The following is a 21,049-nucleotide window of genomic DNA, read 5'->3' as shown; positions in this document are numbered from 1 at the left end:
ACCCGGATGACTGGACATGGGCGGCTCGCCACCTTCACCGTCGGCGGCAAGGCGCGCTATGGCGCGATCACGAGCAAGGGCGTCATCGACCTGTCGGCGCGCCACAGACAGTGGCCGACGCTGCGCGAAGTGATCGAGGCCGGCGCCTTGCGGCGGCTGGCGGAAGAGGCCGAGGCCTTCGCCCCGGACTTCCCGCTCGACGCCATCGCCTATGAAATCCCGATCCTATCGCCGGAAAAGATCATCTGCGTTGGCGTCAACTATCCCGACCGCAACGAGGAGTACAAGGACGGCCAGGCGGCGCCCGCGAATCCGTCGCTGTTCATCCGCTTTCACCGCTCCTTCGTCGGCCATGGCGCGCCGCTGGTGCGGCCGCCGGAATCACCGCAACTCGACTATGAGGGCGAAATCGTCATCGTCATCGGCAAGGGCGGGCGCCGCATCGCGGAGGCCGATGCGCTCGGCCACATCGCGGCGCTGTCGCTGTGCAACGAGGGCACCATCCGCGACTGGGTGCGGCACGCCAAGTTCAACGTCACGCAAGGCAAGAATTTCGACCGCAGCGGCTCGATCGGCCCGTGGCTGGTACCGTTCACCGACGAGGCGCAGATCGCCGACATTGCGCTGACCACCCGCGTCAATGGCGAGCTGCGCCAGCAGGACCGCACCAGCCGGATGATCTTCTCGTTTCGCAAGATTATCGCCTATGTCTCGACCTTCACCACACTGGTGCCGGGCGATATCATCGTCACCGGCACGCCGACGGGTGCCGGCGCCCGCTTCGATCCGCCGATCTGGCTGAAGCCCGGCGATGTGATCGAGGTGGAGGCCGATGGCATCGGCGTGCTCAGAAACGGTGTCGTCGACGAGGCAGCGCAATGACCCCGGAGCAAGTGGAAGACGCCGCGGCACGGCTGTTCGAGGCCGAGCGGTCGCGCCGCCAGATCCGTCTGCTCAGCCTCGATTTTCCCGATGCGACGATGGAGGACGCCTACCGCGTGCAAGCGGCGCTGGTGACGCGCAAGATCGATGCCGGGCTGAAGCCGAAGGGCTGGAAGATCGGGCTGACATCGAAGGCAATGCAGTACGCGCTTGCCATCGACACGCCGGATTCGGGCGTGCTGTTCGACGACATGTTCTTCCATGACGGCGCGACGGTGCCGGCCGGCCGCTTCATCCAGCCGCGCGTCGAGGCCGAGATCGCCTTCGTCATGAAGGCGCCGCTGAAAGGCCCCGGCGTGACCATCGCCGACGTGCTCCACGCCACCGACTACATCACCCCGGCGCTGGAAATCCTCGACACGCGCATCGAGCGCGTCAATGCCGAGACGAAGAAGGCACGCACCTTCTTCGACACGATTTCCGACAATGCCGCCAATGCCGGCATTGTCATCGGCGGCCGGCCGCAACGTCCTGATGAGGCCGACATGCGCTGGATCGGCGCCATCGTCTCGCGCAACGCCGAGGTCGAGGAAACCGGGCTCGGCGCCGGCGTGCTCAACCATCCGGCGATGGGCATCGCCTGGCTGGCGGACAGGCTCGCCCGCTACGGCATGTCGATCGCGGCAGGTGAGGTGGTGCTGTCAGGATCGTTCGTGCGCCCGGTCGAGGCGCGTCCCGGCGACACCATCGTCGCCGATTTCGGCAGTTCGGGCACGGTCAGCATCCATTTCGCGAAGGGCTGATGACCCGCCAGTTCTTGTCGATCGGCCTATTCCCCACGCAGATAGGCAATCACCACATCGGCCGCGATGGCCGACATGCGCATGCCGACATCCCTGGTGATGTCGCCTTCGACGCGGCTCTGCACCCAGCCAAGAAAGGCGAAGGCGCGCAAGGCCGAAAACAGCGGCAGCGCGGCGATGTCGCGCGCCGTCAGCTCCCGCTCCTGCCGATAGCCGTCGAGCAGAGCGGCCTCGATCAGCGGATAGATCGCCTCCTCGCGGTTCTGGTACAGCGCGACGGCAAGGTCGTACATGTGCCAGCCATGGCCGCAATCGTCGAAGTCGATGATGCGGGTCGCGCCGTCATGGACGAGCACGTTCTCGCGCACCAGGTCGGCGTGGATGATGCCGAAATTGCGGGCGCTGCGTTCATGCTCCGACAGCGCCTTCACGGCCTTTTCCCGCGCCTGGAAAACCAGCTCGCGGCGAGGGCCGTCGAGGAAGGGGGAGGTCTCGAAGCGACCCCAGTTCGGGTTCGCACCGAAAAAGCCGTCGAAATCCCAGGCATGGCGGGCAAAGCCGGCGGGCGGCGTCCAGGCAGACGTGACATTGTGCATGTGGGCGATGGTTCGGCCGATCGCGGTAAAGACCTGTCTTGCCTGCTCGGGCGTAAAATCCAGCGGCACGCCTCGCGCGCCGACGGCGCGGCCTTCCAGCCAGCTCAAGCAATCGACTTGCCGGGGCTGCGTAGAAGCGGCTGTGCTGACGAGCACGAACAGATCGCCGGCCGGCGTGGCGACCGGCGAGGGTGTGGCGATGCCGGCCGATTGCAGAAAGCCCATCCATTGCAGTTCCGAGCGCAGGGCGGCATCCGTGTGATAGCCAAGCCGATGAATGCGCATGGCGGCCGGCTGGCCTGTTGGCAAGATGACGCGAAACACCGCGTTCTCGCGGAATTTCAGCAGCTCCGGCTCACACTCACGGATACCCCAATGGGCGAGCGCGCGCCTGGCAAGCGCCGTGACATCGGCTGCCGTCTCGGGCTCGGACTGCGCGGAAACAGCGCTCACGCCTTCACTCCGCCGACTTCACCAAGCACTTCGTCAAGCAGCCCGATCAGGACGTCGGCATTGTCGCGTGAAAACGGCATTGGCGGGCGGATCTTCAGCACATTGCCGTGGATACCAGTCTTGCCCATCAGCACGCCGCGATGGCGCATGCGGTTGGCGGCCTGCTCGGCAAGGTCGGGCGCGGGTTCGCGCGTCTCGCGGTCGTGAACCAGCTCGGCGCCGAAGAACAGGCCGGCGCCCCTGACCTCACCGATGCATTCATGGCGATCGGCCAGCGGGCGCAGCAGGCCGAGCGCATAGGCGCCGACGTCGCGCGCATTGGCGATGAGGTTCTCCTGTTCCAGGACATCGAGAACGGCATTCGCCACCGCGCAGGAAACCGGATTGCCGCCAAAGGTGTTGAAGTAGCGGAAAGCGTTGCGAAAGGTCGCCAGGATCTCCTTGGTGGTGACCACGGCGGCGACCGGGTGGCCGTTGCCCATCGGCTTGCCCATGGTGACGATGTCGGGAACGAAGCCGGCGCGCTGGTGGCCCCAGAAATGGCTGCCGGTTCGGCCGAAACCGGGCTGCACCTCGTCGGCGATGACCAGTCCTCCGGCGTCGCGCACCGCGCGCATGGCACCGTCGAAGAAGCCGCTGGGTAGCGTCGGAAAGCCTTCATTGGCGAGCAGCGGGCAGAGGATGATGCCGGACAGGCCGATGCCGTTCTCTTCCAGCGACGCGATGGCTTCGCGCACCGCGTCGCCAAAGGCTTTGCCGTTGGCCATCGCATCCGGATGGCGATAGCTGTCGGGCGCCGGCACCAGCCTGACGTTGCGGGCGCGGCCGCCGACCGGCGGCATGCGGGTGCTGAGCTGCGAAACCGCCGTGGTGTTGCCATGGTAGGTGGCGTCGGTGGCGATGATGCCCATGCGGCCGGTCGCGGCCTGCGCCATGCGCAGCGCGATGTCGTTGGCCTCGCTGCCGGTGCAGGTCAGGATGGCGGTCGACAGGCTGGCATCGAAGGTCGCGGTCAGCCGCTCGACATAGTCGAGGATGGCGGTGTGCAGGTAGCGCGTGTGGGTGTTGAGCAGGCTTGCCTGCCGGCACAAGGCCTCGATCACATGCGGGTGGCAGTGGCCGACATGCGCGACATTGTTGTAGGCGTCCAGATATTTGCGGCCGTCGGCATCGTAGAGCCAGACGCCTTCACCGCGCACCAGGTGCACGGGCTCATCATAGAACAATTGCGATTTCCCCCCGAGCAGGCGGGAACGCCGGCTAACCAGAGCTTCCTGCGATTGAGCCATTTGCATCTCGAAACTCCGTTCCATCCACTAAACCGTCAGACCTTCGACAGGCCTGCATCCAATGCTTCGCCGATTTTCGTCACGTCGGCGGCGGTGATGATGAGCGGCGGCGACAGGATGATGGCGTTGCCGGAGACGCGCAGCATGACACCGGCCTCATAGGCCGCCTCCGAAACCAGGGCCATGGTCTTCTTGTCGGCAGGCTTCTTGGTGGCACGGTCCGAGACCAGTTCCAGCGCCGCCATCAGGCCCTTGTATCTGACATCGCCGACGATCGAGTGTTTCGCCTTCAGCCCCTCCAGCGCGGCCGCGAGTTCGACGCCCCGTGCCGCCGCGTTCTCGTTCAGGCGCAGCCGTTTGGTCTCGGCAAGCGCCGCCAGACCCGCCGCGCAGCCGACCGGGTGGCCGGAATAGGTATAGCCGTGGCCGATGGCGCCGAAGCTGGTTTTGTCGGCCTCGAAGACATCGGCTACCTTGCCGCCGATCAGCGTGGCGCCGAGTGGGAAATAGCCCGAGGTGATCGCCTTGGCGATGGTCATGAAATCCGGCTTCACACCCGACAGCCGCGAGCCCGACCAGGCGCCGGTACGGCCGAAGCCCGTCACCACCTCGTCGGCGATCAGCAGGATTTCATGGCGGTCGCAGATCTCGCGCACCAGCGGCATGAAGCTCTCATGCGGAACGATGACGCCGCCGGCGCCGAGAACCGGCTCCATGATGAAAGCGGCGATGGTGTCGCCGCCCTGGAAGGCGATTTCGTCCTCCAGCGCCTTGGCGCACAGTTTTGCCAGCCGCGCGGGATCGGTCTCGTCGAACGGGTTACGGAAGGTCCAGGGCGCGGGAATGTGGAAGACGCCGGGCAGCAGCGGCTCGTAGTTGCGGCGGAAATTGGCGTTGCCGTTGACCGAGGCGCCGCCGAAATGCGTGCCGTGATAGCCCTTCTTCAAGGCGAGGAATTTTGTCCGGTCGGCCTGGCCGCGGATCTTCCAGTATTGCCGGGCCAACCGCAGCGCTGTTTCGACCGAGTCCGAACCGCCCGAGGTGAAGAAGGTCCGCACCATGCCTTCTAGCTCGAACCATTCGCAGAGTTCGTAGGCGAGTTCGATCGACGGTCCGGTCGAAGTGCCGCGAAAGCCGGAATAATAGGGCAGCGCGCCAAGCTGGTCGGCGATCGCCTTCTTGATCGGGTCGCAGCTGTAGCCGAGATTGACGTTCCACAGGCCGCCGACGGCATCGAGCACGGTGTTGCCGGCGATGTCGGTGACCATCACGCCCTCGCCCTTCATGATCACCTTTGGCGGGTTGGCCCGCATCTCGGCCGGATGCGCCATTGGGTGCCAGATCGGCTTGGCGTTGGTTTCGGTGAGAAAATTGATGTCGCGCATGAAAGGGCTCCGCAAAATCTCAGGCTGCTGAAACGAGGTCGAAATGGCCGAGTGCTTCGGCATAGGATTGGGCCGGGTGAGCAACGTCGAAATGAACCGTGCGCATGCCGGCGGCACAGCCGCCATCGACATTGCGCCGCTGGTCGTCGACGAAGACGCAGGCGCCGGCCGGCAGGCCGAGCGCCTCGGTGACCAAGGCATAGGCGCGCGGATCGGGCTTGAGGATGCCGGTGTAAGTGGCGTCGGTGATCACATCGAAGAAGCCGAGCAACGGCAGCCGCTGGCGGAAGTCGGCGCCGTAGAACAGGTCGAGTTCATTGGACAGGATGGCCAGTCGAAAGCCGGCCGCATGCACCGTGCGAATGGCGCTGTCGGCTTCGGGCCGCACCACCTTTTCCGGCTCCGCGCCACGCGCGCGCCGGACGAAGGTTTCCATCGCCTGCCAGTCCTCGCCGACCAGACGGCCGACCTGATGAGTGCGGGTGCGCCAATAGTCGCGCTCGCTGATCTCGTCGGCCTGCATCGCGCGCCACAGCGGATCGCTGTCAGGATCGAACGGCCCGCGCCATTGCAGCGTTCCAGGCGCAAGGCCGAGCGCCTGTTCGGTCAAAGCATGCGTTTCGAACAGGGTCCGGGTGACGACGCCGCCGAAATCGAGGACAAGCGCCTGGGCGGGAACAGCACTCACGCTGCCACTCCCTTGGCCGGCTTGCCGCGCGGGACGATGCCTTCCTCGACCCAGCGGTCGAAGATCTCGAGCGCCTTGCCGACGAAGTCGTCGCTGTTGATGTGAGCGTCGATCTCGTGGAACTCGACCCCGGCGGGAATAGCCCTGCGCATTTCGTCAGTGAAGGCCGCGAGAGCCTCGGGGTCATAGAGCGGCTCGCCCTGCACGTCCCATTCCTGGATGCCTCCGGTTGGCAGGATGAAGGCGGAGCGGCCTTTCGCGGCACCGAGCTTGGCGGCGATGGTCTTGGCGACCTGGCGGCGATCGTCGGCATCGACGGTGACCGAAGCGATCAGCCTGTTGTGGGCATGAAACGGCCGCGTCGAGAATTTAGCCGGCAAATCCTGCCAGGTCGGCAGATCGACCATGTCGACCGCCCCGGGTGCGGCGATCTGCGGAATGCCGCGAGCGCCGGCATTCTCCAGCCGGTCGGCGCCGGAACTGACGACGGATCCCGCGAGATGATTGGTGATTTCCTGCAGGCTGAAGTCGAAGACCGCGCAGAAATGATCTTGGCCGGCGATCGATTCGAAGGCGCGGCCGCCCATTCCGGTGGTGTGGAAGACCGCAACGTCATAGCCGCGCCGTTCCAGGGCCGGCTTCAGCGTCTTCATGTAGCGCAGGCAGCTGCTGCCGAGCGAGGTCATGCCGATGGTCGGCCCCGGTGCCTGCGCCGACGCGCGAGACGCCAGTACGATTTTAGCCGCGCCGACGACCGCACCGCAGGCCTGCGACAGGACCAGCCTGCAGATGTTGTTGAGGCCGTACAGTCCGCCCGCCCAGAGGATCATCATCAGGTCGGGGGCGACGCGCTCGGGCGGGATGAGATGCGAATAGGCGATGGTCGAGACGACGAATTTCGGCACGCCGAGCGGCAGGCAAAGCGCCACGTCGAGCGCCAGATCGGTTCCCATGGAGCCGCCTATGGCAATGAACGCGTCGATCTCGCCACTTTGATGGAGCTTGCGCACCAGCTGCACGGCGCCGCCGGCCATCAGCGTCATGGCGGTGTTCTCATCACCGCTCGAAACGATCTCGGCGATCGTCACATCTACAGCCCGGGCCACGGCGTGCTTGTCGTGGTCCGGGCTGTAGGGCGGGTCGCCCAGCACGCTGACATCCATCATCACGGCGCTGCCGCCCGACGCCTCGATGCACTGTTTCATGAACAGCAGCTCTTCGGCCTTTGTGTCGCCGGTGCCGATGACCAGGATGCGGGGCGCTGTCTCCGAGGGCATCAGGCCTGCCTCCTCAAGATTTGCAGGTTTTCGCCGTTGAGGCGCATGGAAATCTCCCGTGCCGCCTCCCTCACGGCAAGTCCCCGTTCGGCGATCGCGGCTGCCGTCGTTCTGGCCTTTGGCGCCGCCACCGCGATGGTGCCGAGCGCAAAGCCATCCGCCCCGCGGATTGCCGCCGCGACGCTGATCACACCTTCCTCATAGCCCTGGTCGCAGATCGAATAGCCGCGCTCGCGCGCCTCGCCCGTGGATCTTGAGATTGCGGCCGGCTCGATCAGCGTATGGGCCGTGAAAGCGTCGAGCGAACCCGTCAGGCATGCCTTGACGGTCTCGTCGCGGGCGAAGGCCAGATAGGCGATGCCCGACGCGGTCGAATGCAGGGGCAGCAACTGACCGATGTCGATGTTGACCCGGTTCGCCCATGCCGGATGCTCGACATGGACGGTGACCAGGCTGTCGACGCCGAATTCCGACAAATGCACGGTCTCGGCCGTCGATGCCGCCAAGTCCCGCACCAGCGGAACAGCCGTCTGCAGGAAGGGAAAGCGCGCTTCGCGGATGCGCGCCAGCCGCGACAGGCCGGCGCCGAGGCGATAGTGCCGCGTGCCGATATCCTGCTCGACAAAACCATGGCCGGCCAGCGCAACCAGCAGCCGCCTTGTCGTCGCCTTGTCGAAGCCCGAGCGGCGCGCCAGATCGGACAGGCCGAGCTCGGGCTCGTCGACGCTGAACAGCTCCAGAAGCGAGATCGCTTTTCCGACCGTACTCAAATTTGCCTCCCGGTTCGGGACAATCATTTAACGTGTGAATTAACTTGACAGGCATCGGCATTGTTTGCAAGTCTATATTCAAAATAACAGTTCAAATAATGAACCGACCACCAGAGTGCATGGGACAGGCCATTCGGCCGGCGAGCCTGAGGGTTTGCAAACAGGAGGGATCAATGACAGCAGTTGCAGAACAGGCGCCGGCCAACAGGCTGCGCAAGAACAGTCTTGGCGTCGGCGCCATCACCTTCATGGTGATTTCGGCGGCCGCCCCGCTCACGGCCGTCGCCGGCGGCACGCCGCTCGGCATGCTGATGGGCAATGGCGCCGGCTTTGCCGGCACCTATCTGATCGTGACGCTGCTGCTGCTTTTGTTCGCGGTCGGCTATGTCGCCATGTCACGCCATGTCGGCAATGCCGGCGCCTTCTATGCCTATGCCGCGCGCGGCCTCGGCAGCATGGCCGGCGGCGCCACGGCGCTGATCGCCATCCTGTCCTACAATGCCATGCAGATCGGGGTCATGGGCCTGCTCGGTGCCGCGACATCAGGCCTGTTCGCCGGCTGGGGCATCAATTTGCCCTGGTGGGTGTGGAGCTTCATCGCCATCGCGCTGGTCGCCGTGCTCGGCTATCGGCAGGTCGACCTCTCCGCCAAGATCCTGACGGTGCTGGTGCTGTGCGAATATCTTGTGGTGCTGGTCCTCGACATCGCCATCCTCAAGACCGGCGGCGACAGCGGCCTGTCGGCGGCGCCATTCAGCTGGAGCCAGATCGTCAGCGGCTCGCCGGCCATCGCCATCCTGTTCTGCTTTGCCGCCTTCATCGGTTTCGAGGCGACGACCATCTATGCCGAGGAAGCCCGCGATCCAAAGGTCACCATTCCGCGCGCCACCTATTTTTCGGTCGTGCTGATCGGTGTCTTCTACATGCTCACGGCATGGCTGATGGCGGTCGGCGCCGGTGTCGACAAGCTGCTGCCGACGCTGCAAGGGCTGCAGGATCCGACGACCTTCCTGTTCGGCCTGTCGGATCGTTACGCCGGCACGATGCTGTCGCAGGCGATGAGCATCCTGTTCGTGTCGAGCCTGTTTGCCGGCGTGCTGGCGTTCCACAATGCGGTTGCGCGCTATATCTATGTCTCGGGCCGCGAAAAACTGTTGCCGCAGACGGTCGGCGTGACGCATGCGGTGCACCAGAGCCCGCATGTCGCTTCCATCATCCAGAGCGTGCTCGCCGCGGTCGTCGTCGGCCTCTTCGCCGTGCTCGGCCTCGATCCGGTGCTGGCGCTGTTTTCGTGGCTGACCAATGTCGCGACGCTCGGCGTCATCGTCATGATGGCGGTGGCCTCGCTTGCCGTGGTGATGTTCTTCCGCGCCAATCCATCGACGCAGGAGAACGCGATGAAGACCACCATCCTGCCCGGGCTGACCTTCATCGCCTTCGTCATCATCATCTACTTGATCGTCATCAATTTCGGCAGCCTGTCCGGGGCCGGCGGTTTTCTCGGTGTGTTCCTGCCGGGGCTGGTGCTGATCGCCGCGATCGTCGGCCTGCTGCTGGCCAGCGCGCTGAAGAGCCGCGATCCCATAGCCTTCGAAAACCTCGGCCAGCCGTTGAAAGATTGAGAAAAGCAAAGGGGCGGCGTGCCACGCCGCCCCTTACACCAAGGGGAGTGGCGGATTTGAGCTTTGCCGAAAATATCACCGTCGAGGCATTGGAAGCCGATCCCTACCCGATCTATGCAGAGCTCAGGCGCAGCGCGCCTGTCGCTTTCGTGCCGGCGGTCAATCTGTGGTTCGTCACCCGCTGGAAGGATGTCGAGAGCGTCGCCAAGTCGCCCGACATCTTCTCCGCCGTCGTCGGCTCGTCGCCGGTCGAGCGCTCCTTCGGCAAGCCCACCATCCTGACCACCGATGGCGAGACGCACAAACAGCTGCGACAGGGCGTCGACCCGAAATACCGGCCGCGCACCGTCGCCGCCTATGCCGGCGACCTCGTACGATCGATCGCCGAGCCCTACCTCGACCGGATCGCCGAACAGGGTGCGGCCGAACTAATGGCCGACTATTTCGAGCCGGTGTCGACGCTCAGCCTGGCGCGCTCGCTCGGCCTTGCCGACATCGAGATGCCGACGCTGCGCCGCTGGTTCTACGGCCTTGCCCAGGGCGCCATCAATTTCGAGAACGACCCGAAGCGGCAGGAGATCGCCGACGCGATCAGCGCCGAGGTCGGCGACGCCATCTTGCCGACGCTGGAAAGGCTTGTCCACGCACCGGATGATTCCGCGCTGTCGCATATGCTGCATGACGGCATGCCGGAGGGCACGACGCGGCCAATCGACTTCCTGATGCCGAGCATCAAGGTCATCCTGCTCGGTGGTATGCAGGAGCCCGGACATGGCGCCGGCTCGATCCTCGCCGGCCTGCTGGCCCATCCCGAGCAATTGCGACAGGTGCTCGCCGATCCCGAGACCTTCGTGCCCAAAGCGGTCGACGAGGGCCTGCGCTGGGTGGCGCCGATCGGCACGCAGACGCGGCAGACGACACGGGCGGTCGAGCTTGGCGGCGTGACGATTCCAGCCGGTGCCGCCGTCGCCGCACTCGTCTCCTCAGCAAGCCGCGACGAGAGCCGCTTTGCCGATCCCGACCGCTTCGACATCAACCGCGACGAAGGCAATCATGCCGCCTTCGGCTTCGGCCATCATTTCTGCTCGGGCCGGTTCTTCGCGCGTGAGCAGATGTGCCTTGCGGTAAGACTGCTGCTCCAGCGGTTCCCCGATCTCAGCCTTGTGCAGGGCAAGGAACCGGTGTTTCGCGGCTGGGAATTCCGCGCGCCAACCACATTGCATGTTTCCCTTGGAGTCCGTCACCCATGATCAGTCAGAGTGCCATCGACACGCTGCGCAGGACGGAGATCGGCGCGCGGGGCCTGTTCATCGATGGCGTGCAGATCGAGGCAACAAGCGGCGCAAGCCTGCCGGTGACGTCGCCGATCGACGGCCGACCTTTCGCCAGCATCGCCGACGGCAACGCCGCCGATATCGACCGCGCCGTGAAGTCGGCGCGCAAGGCGTTCGAGAAGGGCTCGTGGTCGCGATCAGCGCCGGCCTTTCGCAAGAAGGTGCTGACGAAATTCGCCGAGCTGGTCGAAAAGCATGCCGACGAGCTCGCCGTGCTCGGCGTGCGCGACAATGGCACCGAGATCGGCATGGCCTACAAGGCCGAACCGCTCTCGGCGGCAGGCACCATCCGCTACTACGCCGAGGCCATCGACAAGGTCTATGGCGAGATCGCGCCGACGGCCGACAATGTTCTGGGACTGATCCACAAGGAGCCGCTCGGCGTCGTCGGCGTCATCGTGCCGTGGAATTTTCCGCTGATGATCGGCGCCTGGAAGATTGCGCCGGCGCTTGCCGCCGGCAATTGCGTGGTGGTCAAGCCGCCGGAAATCGCTTCGCTGACGCTGCTGCGGCTGGCCGAACTGGCAAGCGAGGCCGGACTTCCCGCCGGTGTGCTTAATGTCGTCACCGGCCGTGGTTCGGTTACCGGCGAGGCGCTCGGCCTGCATATGGATGTCGACGCCATCGCCTTCACCGGTTCCGGCCCGGTCGGCCGACGGCTGCTCGAATATTCCGCTCGCTCCAACCTGAAACGCGCCTTCCTCGAACTCGGCGGCAAGTCGCCCAACATCGTCTTTGCCGATGCTCCCGACCTGAAACAGGCGGCGGTCGTCTCGGCCAACGGCATTTTTCGCAATTCCGGCCAGGTCTGCGTCGCCGGCTCGCGCCTGCTCGTCCAGGCGTCGGTCTATGACCGTTTCATGGACGAACTTGTCGCGGCAACGACGCAGCTGAAAGTCGGCGATCCGCTCGATCTCGCCAGCGACATCGGTGCGGTATCGAGCGCCGAACAGCTGGACAAGAACCTCGGTTTCGTCACCAGGGCGACGGAAGAAGGTGCCCGTCTCGTCACCGGCGGCAAGCGGATCCTGACCGAGACCGGCGGCAGCTACATGGCGCCGACGATCTTCGAGAACGTCACGCAAGACATGCAGCTTGCGCGTGAGGAGGTGTTCGGGCCCGTACTCGGCGTCATGCGCTTCGAAACCGAGGAGGAGGCGGTTCGGCTTGCCAATTCGACCGTCTACGGGCTTGCCTCCGCGGTGTGGACCGCCAACCTCTCCACCGCGCATCGCATGGTGCGCGCCATCAATGCCGGCGTCGTCCACGTCAACACCTATGGCGGCGCCGACATCACCGTGCCGCTCGGCGGCGTCAAACAGTCGGGCTTCGGCCGCGACAAGTCGCTGCACGCGCTGGAGAAATATCTGGAACTCAAGACCGCGTGGATCGCGCTTTGAGACCAACCGTGGCGCTGGCCTGCCTCGAATCTGACCTTCCCACGGAGATGCCCAGGATCGCCTTAGATCCGGCGGCGGTCGGCCGAGCGCCGTCTTGTTCTCTCTTCGTTGGAATTTTTGAGAGAATATTCCTGGCTTTGGCGAGAACGGCGAAACGCTTTCTTTGATTAAATCAATAGAATTCCTGACGATGTGATCAAGGCTAGGCAGTCCGCTTGGCCGCATGACTTCACAACCGCAGAGATCAATCATGTCCGACTTCAAAAACACTTTGCCATCTTCCTCAGGGTCAACCATCAACCGGCGCAGCGGCCTGGCTCTGCTGTTCGCATCGGCCGTCGCGGTCGGCAGCCTGATGGCACCGCATGCATCGTTCGCCGAGGACAAGAAGGCGATCAAGGTCGGCATCATCAGCGGCGAGGACGAGGATGTCTGGCGCGTCGTCGTTGCCCAGGCGGCCGAAAAGGGCCTCGCCATCGAGACCGTGGTGTTCAACGACTACACCCAGCCCAACGAGGCGCTGGAGCGCGGCGAAATCGACGCCAACGCCTTCCAGCACCAGCCCTATCTCGACAACCAGATCAAGACTCAAGGCTATCACATCGTGCGTGTCGGCTATACCGGCGTCTGGCCGATCGGCCTCTATTCGAAGAAGTACAAAGCAGTCGCCGACCTGCCCGAGGGCGCGGTCGTCGGCGTGCCGAACGACCCATCCAACGAAGGCCGGGCGCTGCGCGTGCTGCAGAACGAGGGCGTGATCAAGCTGAAAGACGGCACCGGCATTCTGGCCACCACCGCCGACATCGCCGAGAATGCGAAGAAGGTGGTGATCAAGGAACTCGACGCCGGCATCGTCGGCCGCTCGGTCGAGGATCTCGACGCGGCCGTGGTCAACACCGACTGGGCGCTGAAAAGCGGCCTGACGCCGGAAAACCGCATCGCGCAGGAGCCCATCGCCGACAATCCCTACCGCAATTTCATCGCGGTGAAGGCCGGCAACGAGAACGAGGCCTGGGTGAAGACGCTGGTCGCCTCCTATCAGAACGAGGCGGTGAAGGCCGAGTTCGATAAGGTCTACAAGGGCACCGGCCTCAGCGCCTATTGACCCGATCGTCGACCGGAAACCCGGTTCGAGAGCAATAGCGGTCCGCGCTCAGGCGCGGGCCGCGATTGCGTTTTCGGAGAACAGGAACATTCATGAACCAGCATATCACGGCATCCGGAGAAACCGCCGATCCGACGCATGCCCGGCCCGACGCGTCTCAGGACGTCGTGCGCCTCGTCGACCTGAAGCGCCGCTTCGGTGTGACAGCGGCGCTCGACGGCATCTCGCTGACCGTGCGCAAGGGCGAGATCCTCGGCATCATCGGTCGCAGCGGCGCCGGCAAATCGACGTTGATCCGCTGCCTGAACGGGTTGGAACGGCCTGACTCCGGCGAGGTGTTCATCGAAGGCCGCGAGATCAGCCGGCTAGGCGAGCGCGACCTGCAGCCGTTGCGGCGACGCATCGGCATGATCTTCCAGCATTTCAACCTGCTGTCGGCCAAGACCGTCGAGGACAATGTGGCGCTGCCGCTCAAGATCGAGGGGCGCCCGAAAGCCGAGAGGCTGAAGCGCGCCGCCGAACTGCTCGATCTCGTCGGCCTGTCGGAGAAAGCAAAAGCCTATCCGGCGTCGCTGTCGGGTGGCCAGAAGCAGCGCGTCGGCATCGCCAGGGCGCTGGCAGCACGGCCGGCGCTGCTTTTGTCGGATGAAGCCACTTCGGCGCTCGATCCGGAGACGACGCGCTCGATCCTTGCGCTGCTCAGGGATATCAACCGGCAGCTCGGCCTGACCATCCTGCTGATCACCCATGAGATGGAGGTGATCCGCTCGATCGCCGACCGCGTGGCGGTGATCGATGCCGGGCGCATCGTCGAGGAAGGCCCGGTCTGGTCGGTGTTCGCCGACCCGCGCTCGGACATCACCAGAAGCCTGCTCGGCGCCATCCGGCCGCAGCTGCCAGCCGAACTGGCGGCCCGGCTGCTGCCGGGGGCCGGCGCGGAGACGATCCTGCGCGTGGATGTGGCCGGCGAAGCGGCAAGCGGGCCATTGCTGTCCGACCTTGCCACGGCTGTTCCAGGCACCTTCCGCCTCGTCCATGGCGGCATCGACCATATCCAGCAGCAGCCGGTCGGCACGCTGTTCCTTTCGGTTCCCGGCAGCGATGCAAATGATCTCGCTGACATCATCACATTCCTGAAGGCCCGCCAGGCGCGGGTGGAGGTGCTTGGCCATGTCGCCGATCCTGTTTGAACTTCTGCTGCGTTCGATCTGGGAGACGGTGCTGATGACGGCCGCCTCCGGCCTCATCTCGCTGGTCTTCGGCCTGCCGCTCGGCCTGGCCTTGATCGCCACCGAACGCGGCGGGATTGCCGAAAGCCTGTGGGTGAACCGGGCGCTCGGCGCCGTCATCAACGGCTTCCGTTCGATGCCCTTCATCATCCTTCTGGTCGCGCTCATCCCGGTGACGCGGCTGATCGTCGGCACCTCGATCGGCACATGGGCGGCCATCGTGCCGCTGTCGATCGCCGCCACGCCCTACTATGCGCGCATCGCCGAAGTGTCGCTGCGCGAAGTCGATCGCGGGCTGATCGAGGCGGCGCGCGCCATGGGCGGCAACCGCTGGACGATCATCCGAGAGGTGCTGGTGCCCGAAGCCCTGCCCGGCATCGTCGCCGGCTTCACGGTAACGCTGGTGACGTTGATCGGGGCGTCAGCCATGGCCGGCGCCATCGGTGCCGGCGGCCTCGGCGACCTCGCCATCCGCTACGGCTATCAACGATTTGAGACGTCCATCATGATCGCGGTGGTCATCGTGCTGATCATCCTGGTCTGCGGCATCCAGTGGGCGGGGGACCGGCTGGTGGCGAGGCTGGATCGGCGGGGGTGAAAGACTGGCTGATGGCGCGACCGGGGACGGGATAGGCGGAGGCCTTCCCGCCACCAAACCGTCTGACGCCCGGCTTACCCGCCAAAGCTGCCAAGCCGCGTCGGCTGCGTATAGCTGCGGTCGACATAGAGCAGGGCCGAGCCGCCGCTGCCGTGCCGGACATCGATGACGCGGCCGATCATGACATTGTGCGTGCCGACGACATGCACAGTCTCGATCTCGCAGTCGAAGTTGACGATCGCATCCGACAGCGCCGGCGTACCGGAGGTCAGTGTCTGCCAGCGTGCGGCGGAGTAGCGCGCTTCCATGTCCCTGGTCGCGCCGGCGAACTTTCCCGCCAGATGCATGTGGTCATGCGTCAGCACGTTGACGCAGAAGCGCTGGTTGGACAGGAACATGGCGGCCTGCGTCGAGCGCCCGTTCATGCACACCAGCAGCGTCGGCGGCTCGTCGGAGACGCTGCACATGGCGGTGGCGGTGAAGCCGCCGCGCCCTGCCGGGCCATCGGTGGTGACGATGTTGACCGGCGCGCAGACCCTCGCCATGGCGTCGCGGAAATCGGTTTTCGAAATCTGCGTGGCCATCTGGTTTCACTCGGCCGTTGAGACAAGCGGATTGAACCAGGTATCGCCCGTCCAGCCATTCTCGTCATAGTCGGCCATGCAGGTGTCGACGAGCTCTTCCATCGCCTTCAGCCGCCCGCCGCGTTCAGCTCCTTTCAGCACCTGCAGCCGCACCTCTTCCGGCGCGCCGGCATAGTTGAGCTCGTAGAGCGCGTGACGGCCGCCGAACTCGGTGCCGGTCGCGTCCCACAAAAGCTTCATGATCTTGATGCGCTCGATGTGGCCCATGTCGTTGGAGCCCCGCACATATTGCGCCAGATACTTGTCGATCTCGGGGTTGCTGAAGTCGCGCACCGACGACGGCAGGTAGATCAGCCCGGACGCGATCACCCGGCGCACGGTGTCGATGACGCGCGGATAGGCTTCCGACATGAAGGTGCGGTAGGCGAGTGCTGCTTCCAGATTGGGCAGCACCGCGCCATTCGCCCACGGGATCGGGTTGTAGGCCATGGCGTTGGAAAAGCTCCAGAACATGTGCCGCAGCGCGATGACCTCGCCCAGTGCCGCCTGGTTGCCGCGGAAAGCATCGCCGCCCGTGGCGCGCAGCGCCTTAGCCAGTAGGCCGGCGAGGAAATCGAGCTTGACGGCGAAACGCGTGCAGCCCTGGAAGCAGTAGCCATGCATGAAGCCGGACGCCGGGTGGAAGGACAGGATCTTCTGCGCATCGCGCAGCACCAGCACGTCCTCCCAGGGGATGAAGACATTGTCGAGCACCAGGATCGCGTCGTTCTCGTCGAAGCGTGACGACAGCGGATAGTCGAAGGGCGCCGCCACCGTGTTGGCCGTCTGCTCGTAGGAGACGCGGCAGAACATCTTTATCCCCGGCGCATTCATCGGCACGATGAACATCACCGACAGCGACGGATCCTCGGTGACCGTCGCCGATCCCTGCGCCAGGAAGTTATAGTGCGTCAGCGCCGAGGACGTCGCCACCACCTTGGCGCCGGAGACGTAGATGCCGGCATCCGTCTCCTTGGTGATGTGGACGAAGACGTCCTTCACCTGTTCGGCCGGCTTGTGGCGGTCGATCGGCGGGTTGACGATGGCATGGTTCATGAACAGCACGGCTTCCTGGGCACGCCTGTGCCAGGACAGGGCATTGTCCCTGAACGGCCCGTACCAGTCTGCGTTGGCGCCGAGCGTGTTCATCAGCGCCGCCTTGTAGTCGGGCGTGCGGCCCATCCAGCCATAGGACATGCGTGACCACTCGGCGATCGCCGTCTGCTGGGCGGCGAGTTCGCCAGAGGATTTGGCGACGCGGAAATATTTGTGGGTGTAGCCGCCCGAGCCGGTGTCGGTCGGTGAGGTCAGCGTGTCCCGTCGCAGAGGATCATGCAGCGCATCGTAGAGGCGCGCCAGCGACCGCGCCGAATTGCGCATCGACGGGTGCGTGGTGACATCGGCAATGCGTTCGCCATTGATATAAACCTCGCGGCCGTCGCGCAGGCTCTCCAGATACTCGGCCCCGGTGAACGGCCGTGCCTTGTCGGCGCGGAAGTCTTCTGATCGCATGATGGTCCTCCTCTTGAGTCGCAACACTAGCGCCTTGGGCATGCATCGGTTATGGACGGAACGGCAAAACCGATTGGACTTTTTCAGGCGCCATGAGCCAGAATTCCATCCCCGACTTCTTCGTCTATGGCGAGCCGGTGCGGCCGCTCGATGTCGGTTTCCTGCATGTCGAGACGGTGCTTGCGCGCAGCAATATCCATCTTGGTCAGGTTGCGGCGCACAAGCATCCGCAGATGGGCCAGATCACCTACTGGACCAGCGGCTCCGGCACCTACCGTATCGAAGACCGATCCTGGGACTTTTCGGCGCCTGCCGTCAGCTTCGTGCCGAGCGCTGTCGTGCATGGCTTCTCGATCGGACCCGGCACCGATGCCATCGTCGTCTCGGTCGCCGACGGCGCGCTCGCGGCCATCGCCGCTCACAGCCTGCTGCCGCTGGACAGGCCGGTCTTTGCCGACGGTCTGCCACGACACGCAGCGTGGGCGAGACTGGCGGCGGTGCTGGAGATGATCGCCGCCGAATATGCCGAGGCGCAAGCCGGCAATGACAGGGTCCTGCCGGCGCTGATCGCCGTCGCACTCTCCCACCTTGCGCGCCTCAGCCCCGGCGTGACCGCCTCCGCCGCCTCTTCCGATGCTTCGCTGGCGCGGGGCCTGCGTCGGCTCGCCGACGCGCATTTCCGCGACAACTGGCCGGTCGATCGCTACGTCGAGGCGCTGGCCACCACGCCGCATCTTCTCGACAAGGCTGCCCATGCGGTTCTGGGCGCCGGCGTCAAGCGGGTCGTCAGCGAAAGGCGGCTGCTGGAGGCCAAGCGCCTGCTGCTGTTCACCGTACGCACGGTGGAGGACATCGCCTACGAGATCGGCTTCGACGACCCGGCGTATTTTTCACGGTTCTTTCGCGCGCGGGTCGGCGAAGCGCCCGCCGCCTGGCGCCGGAAGCACTTGCAGGGCCATTGATCCTGCGTGAAATGCAGACCCCGTGACGCGCAATCCTCGATGTTGCAGCCACAGCCACTTTTTCGTGAAGCTGAACGGGTTGATCCCTTCGCCTGTCTGCCTAGGTAGAAAGGAGCGGCGGGTGCCACGCAAATCTGACATCGGACCAATCTGACGGTCGGCATGACATTTTCCAGTATTCGAAAGCTAGCCCTTCCTGTCCTGTCCGTCGCCATCCTGTCTTCCTGCGTCGTTCCCGACGATACGTCGCGCGTGGCCAAGGTTGACCCCACCGCGGCGGCGGCTCGCAAGGAGATGGTCGGCCTCAGCGAAGCCGACGTCCGCATGTGCGCGGGGTTTCCGACCGCCACCGCCGACGCTGGCCGATCGAGCCAGATCTGGACCTACAAGCGCGTCGTTCAGCGCGGCAATCTCAGCATCGTCGTCCCAACCATGGCATTGGGCGCGATCCCGGCGGTCGGTGGCTCCGTCAATGTCGCTCCCGGCGGTTATTGCGATACGCAAATTCGCATGGTCGACGGTCGCGTCGCCGAAGTTGCCTACGCCGGCGACAACAATATGCCGAACAGGCGCGACGCGCTTTGTGTCAGCACGGTAGACGCCTGCGTGACCTATGCGCGTCAACACGGTCAGAGGCCAGTGGCAGCGAAACGGCGATGACGGTCACGCAAATATCGTTGAGGGCTTGACTGACCCGCCGGACAGAATACGCTAGCGCAAAATACCGGCTCTGATCGCCGGGCGGCAAGAATGCCTCGTATGCCTCGCCCTCCCGGCGCTGGCTGCGAGGCATTGTCATTTTGGGGATCTGTTTGAAACGGCGTATCGAGATCGGCATCTTATATTCCCGCTCGGGGAGCTATCAGCTCGTCTCCGATGCGTGCCGCATCGGCGCCATGCGCGCCATCGCCGACATCAACGCCGATCGCAGCTCAGGTATCGAACTGGTGCCGGTCGAGCGCGATCCGCAAAGCAATGCCGACCGCTACGCAACGCTGTGCGAGGATATTTTCAGGACCAGCAGCGCGCGCCATGTCGTCGGGTGCGTCACCTCGTGGAGCCGCAAGGAAACCATTCCGGTGCTCGAGAAGGCGGGCGGCATGCTGTGGTACGCCTGCCCCTATGAGGGCTTCGAGGCCAACGAGCACGTCGTCTACATGCACGCCTGCCCCAACCAGCATCTGGTGCCGTTGATGGCGCATGTCGTGCCGCGTTTCGGCGCCAACGGTTTCCTGCTTGGCTCGAACTATATCTGGGGCTGGGAGATGAACCGCGTCGCCCGCGACCTGATCGCCGATGCCGGCGGCAAGGTTCTGGGCGAACGCTATCTGCGCATCGGCGAGACCGACGTGTCGCGTCTGATCGCGGAAATCCGCGCCACGCGGCCGAACTTCATCCTCAACAACCTGATCGGCACCTCGTCCTACGCCTTCCTCGCGGCCTATCGCGACCTAGGTCACGAGGATGCCGCCTTCAGTCCCGAGACTTGTCCCGTCATCTCCTGCAACCTCACCGAAGGTGAGCTGCCGGCGATCGGTGAATCCGGCAAGGGACATCTATCGGTCGGGCCGTACTTCGCGCCGCGGCCGGCCGCCTTCGCCTCGTCTTTCGAGGCCTCCGCCTATGCCTCCGTGCAGGTGATGGCCGACGTGCTCTCCAGCAATCCCGAAGCCGGTCCGGCGGAATTTTCCAGAGCCTTCGCAGAACGCCGCTTCTCCACCCGGCTCGGGCCGATCGCCATCGACGCGCACTCGCAGCACGCCACATTGCCGGTGATCATCGGGCGGATCGCGGACGGCTTCTTCGAGGTCGTCAGCCGCGAAGACGAAGTCGCGCCGGATCCCTATCTGTCGCGCTACGACCCGGCAAAAACATTCGGCCGCCCACGCCTGAGGGTGGTGTCGTGACGAGAGCCCCACGCATCCCCAATCTCGGCGGCGCCAAGGCGTTCATCTTGCATCGCCCGCATCCGACGGTGCAGGCGATCACCAGGCAATTGTCGGCCATCGGCCTGATCACGCTGGACTGCTGGCCGGAACTGCCGCCCGAGGCGCTGGCGGCCGATTTCGTGTTCTTCGACGCCGATCTCGGTTTCGACGAGCAGTTCCCCTGGAAGCCGGGCGAGGCGCCGATGCCGCTGGTGGCGCTGATCGGCTCCGAGGCGCCGGGCCGCATCGAATGGGCGCTGTCGCACAAGGCCGATGCCCAGCTCCTGAAGCCGGTCGGCAATGCCGGCGTCTACAGCGCGCTGCTGATCGCGCGCCAGAGTTTCGAGGCGCGAAAACACCTGGCCAGTGAGATTGCCTCGCTTCGCCAGCGCGTCGCCGAGCGCCAGACCATCGTGCGCGCGGTCACCGCACTGGCGAAAGGCACCGATGACGGCCGCGCCTATGCGCAGCTTCGCTCGCTGGCTATGAGCTGGCAGATCAGCGTCGAGGATGCCGCGCGGCGGATCGTGGCAATGACAAGTGAAGAAGCAACAGGGGAAGAAGGCGGCGATGACCAGTCCCATCGCGCCTGA

Annotated in this window: 20 protein-coding genes; 12 read left to right on the top strand and 8 right to left on the bottom strand. The window is 64.9% G+C overall.

The window, feature by feature from the left end; genetic code table 11:
- Positions 1-6: 6 nt before the first annotated feature.
- Positions 7-882, top strand: a complete 876-nt coding sequence (locus NKK51_RS13305; RefSeq protein ID WP_352553248.1) for a fumarylacetoacetate hydrolase family protein — start codon at positions 7-9, stop codon at positions 880-882.
- Positions 879-1,685 (top strand): 2-oxo-hept-4-ene-1,7-dioate hydratase, encoded by an 807-nt coding sequence (gene hpaH / locus NKK51_RS13300; RefSeq protein ID WP_352553246.1) that lies wholly within the window; start codon positions 879-881, stop codon positions 1,683-1,685. The genes NKK51_RS13305 and hpaH overlap by 4 nt, the downstream gene beginning before the upstream one ends.
- Positions 1,686-1,711: 26 nt before the next feature.
- On the opposite strand, the gene NKK51_RS13295 is transcribed toward hpaH, so the two are convergent.
- The 6 genes from NKK51_RS13295 to NKK51_RS13270 are packed head-to-tail and all read right to left on the bottom strand — an operon-like array spanning position 1,712 to position 8,143.
- A complete protein-coding gene (locus tag NKK51_RS13295) occupies positions 1,712-2,734 on the bottom strand; it encodes a phosphotransferase enzyme family protein (RefSeq protein WP_352553244.1) in 1,023 nt (340 codons plus the stop codon).
- Positions 2,731-4,023 carry an aminotransferase class III-fold pyridoxal phosphate-dependent enzyme gene (locus NKK51_RS13290; protein ID WP_352553242.1) on the bottom strand — a complete coding sequence of 431 codons (1,293 nt, stop codon included), beginning with the start codon at positions 4,021-4,023 and terminating at the stop codon, positions 2,731-2,733. The genes NKK51_RS13295 and NKK51_RS13290 overlap by 4 nt, the downstream gene beginning before the upstream one ends.
- Before the next feature lie 35 nt (positions 4,024-4,058).
- Entirely contained in the window at positions 4,059-5,408 is a 1,350-nt protein-coding gene (locus tag NKK51_RS13285; protein ID WP_352553241.1) for an aminotransferase class III-fold pyridoxal phosphate-dependent enzyme, read from the bottom strand.
- A 19-nt stretch (positions 5,409-5,427) separates the two neighbouring features.
- Entirely contained in the window at positions 5,428-6,096 is a 669-nt protein-coding gene (locus NKK51_RS13280) for an HAD family hydrolase (RefSeq protein WP_352553239.1), read from the bottom strand.
- A complete protein-coding gene (locus NKK51_RS13275; protein ID WP_352553237.1) occupies positions 6,093-7,373 on the bottom strand; it encodes a Tm-1-like ATP-binding domain-containing protein in 1,281 nt (426 codons plus the stop codon). Before NKK51_RS13275 ends, NKK51_RS13280 begins: the two co-directional genes overlap by 4 nt.
- Complete coding sequence (locus tag NKK51_RS13270) at positions 7,373-8,143, bottom strand: IclR family transcriptional regulator (protein WP_128305118.1); 771 nt, start codon at positions 8,141-8,143, stop codon at positions 7,373-7,375. Before NKK51_RS13270 ends, NKK51_RS13275 begins: the two co-directional genes overlap by 1 nt.
- A gap of 173 nt (positions 8,144-8,316) precedes the next feature.
- Here NKK51_RS13270 and NKK51_RS13265 point away from each other — a divergent pair, with 173 nt between their 5' ends.
- From NKK51_RS13265 to NKK51_RS13240, 6 genes are all read left to right on the top strand, one after another.
- The gene (locus NKK51_RS13265; protein ID WP_352553235.1) at positions 8,317-9,765 is read left to right on the top strand and encodes an APC family permease; all 1,449 of its coding nucleotides are present in this window, start codon (positions 8,317-8,319) and stop codon (positions 9,763-9,765) included.
- Positions 9,766-9,821: 56 nt separating this feature from the next.
- Complete coding sequence (locus tag NKK51_RS13260) at positions 9,822-11,015, top strand: cytochrome P450 (protein WP_352553233.1); 1,194 nt, start codon at positions 9,822-9,824, stop codon at positions 11,013-11,015.
- Positions 11,012-12,499, top strand: a complete 1,488-nt coding sequence (locus NKK51_RS13255) for an aldehyde dehydrogenase (RefSeq protein WP_352553232.1) — start codon at positions 11,012-11,014, stop codon at positions 12,497-12,499. Before NKK51_RS13260 ends, NKK51_RS13255 begins: the two co-directional genes overlap by 4 nt.
- Positions 12,500-12,749: 250 nt before the next feature.
- Entirely contained in the window at positions 12,750-13,604 is an 855-nt protein-coding gene (locus NKK51_RS13250; protein ID WP_352553230.1) for a MetQ/NlpA family lipoprotein, read from the top strand.
- A gap of 92 nt (positions 13,605-13,696) precedes the next feature.
- Positions 13,697-14,794 (top strand): methionine ABC transporter ATP-binding protein, encoded by a 1,098-nt coding sequence (locus NKK51_RS13245; RefSeq protein ID WP_352553228.1) that lies wholly within the window; start codon positions 13,697-13,699, stop codon positions 14,792-14,794.
- A complete protein-coding gene (locus tag NKK51_RS13240) occupies positions 14,775-15,431 on the top strand; it encodes a methionine ABC transporter permease (RefSeq protein ID WP_352553226.1) in 657 nt (218 codons plus the stop codon). Before NKK51_RS13245 ends, NKK51_RS13240 begins: the two co-directional genes overlap by 20 nt.
- A 74-nt stretch (positions 15,432-15,505) precedes the next feature.
- On the opposite strand, the gene NKK51_RS13235 is transcribed toward NKK51_RS13240, so the two are convergent.
- Positions 15,506-16,015 (bottom strand): flavin reductase, encoded by a 510-nt coding sequence (locus NKK51_RS13235; RefSeq protein WP_127294669.1) that lies wholly within the window; start codon positions 16,013-16,015, stop codon positions 15,506-15,508.
- A gap of 6 nt (positions 16,016-16,021) precedes the next feature.
- Positions 16,022-17,566: a 4-hydroxyphenylacetate 3-hydroxylase N-terminal domain-containing protein gene (locus NKK51_RS13230; RefSeq protein WP_352553224.1), complete on the bottom strand. Its 1,545-nt coding sequence runs from the start codon at positions 17,564-17,566 to the stop codon at positions 16,022-16,024.
- Between the two features lie 92 nt (positions 17,567-17,658).
- On the opposite strand from NKK51_RS13230, the gene NKK51_RS13225 reads away from it, so the two are divergent.
- The 4 genes from NKK51_RS13225 to NKK51_RS13210 all read left to right on the top strand — a co-directional run bounded on the left by NKK51_RS13225 (position 17,659) and on the right by NKK51_RS13210 (position 21,049).
- Positions 17,659-18,528, top strand: a complete 870-nt coding sequence (locus NKK51_RS13225; protein ID WP_352553222.1) for a helix-turn-helix domain-containing protein — start codon at positions 17,659-17,661, stop codon at positions 18,526-18,528.
- 162 nt (positions 18,529-18,690) lie between these two features.
- Positions 18,691-19,188 carry a hypothetical protein gene (locus NKK51_RS13220; protein ID WP_352553220.1) on the top strand — a complete coding sequence of 166 codons (498 nt, stop codon included), beginning with the start codon at positions 18,691-18,693 and terminating at the stop codon, positions 19,186-19,188.
- Positions 19,189-19,340: 152 nt separating this feature from the next.
- Complete coding sequence (locus NKK51_RS13215; protein ID WP_023810824.1) at positions 19,341-20,435, top strand: transporter substrate-binding protein; 1,095 nt, start codon at positions 19,341-19,343, stop codon at positions 20,433-20,435.
- Positions 20,432-21,049, top strand: a complete 618-nt coding sequence (locus tag NKK51_RS13210) for an ANTAR domain-containing response regulator (RefSeq protein ID WP_023810823.1) — start codon at positions 20,432-20,434, stop codon at positions 21,047-21,049. Before NKK51_RS13215 ends, NKK51_RS13210 begins: the two co-directional genes overlap by 4 nt.

Origin of the sequence: Mesorhizobium sp. M0011 (assembly GCF_040324155.1) — a bacterium.
Classification (GTDB): domain Bacteria; phylum Pseudomonadota; class Alphaproteobacteria; order Rhizobiales; family Rhizobiaceae; genus Mesorhizobium.
The sequence above is the reverse complement of the archived record's forward strand: the minus strand, read 5'-3'. Positions and strand labels throughout refer to the sequence as shown.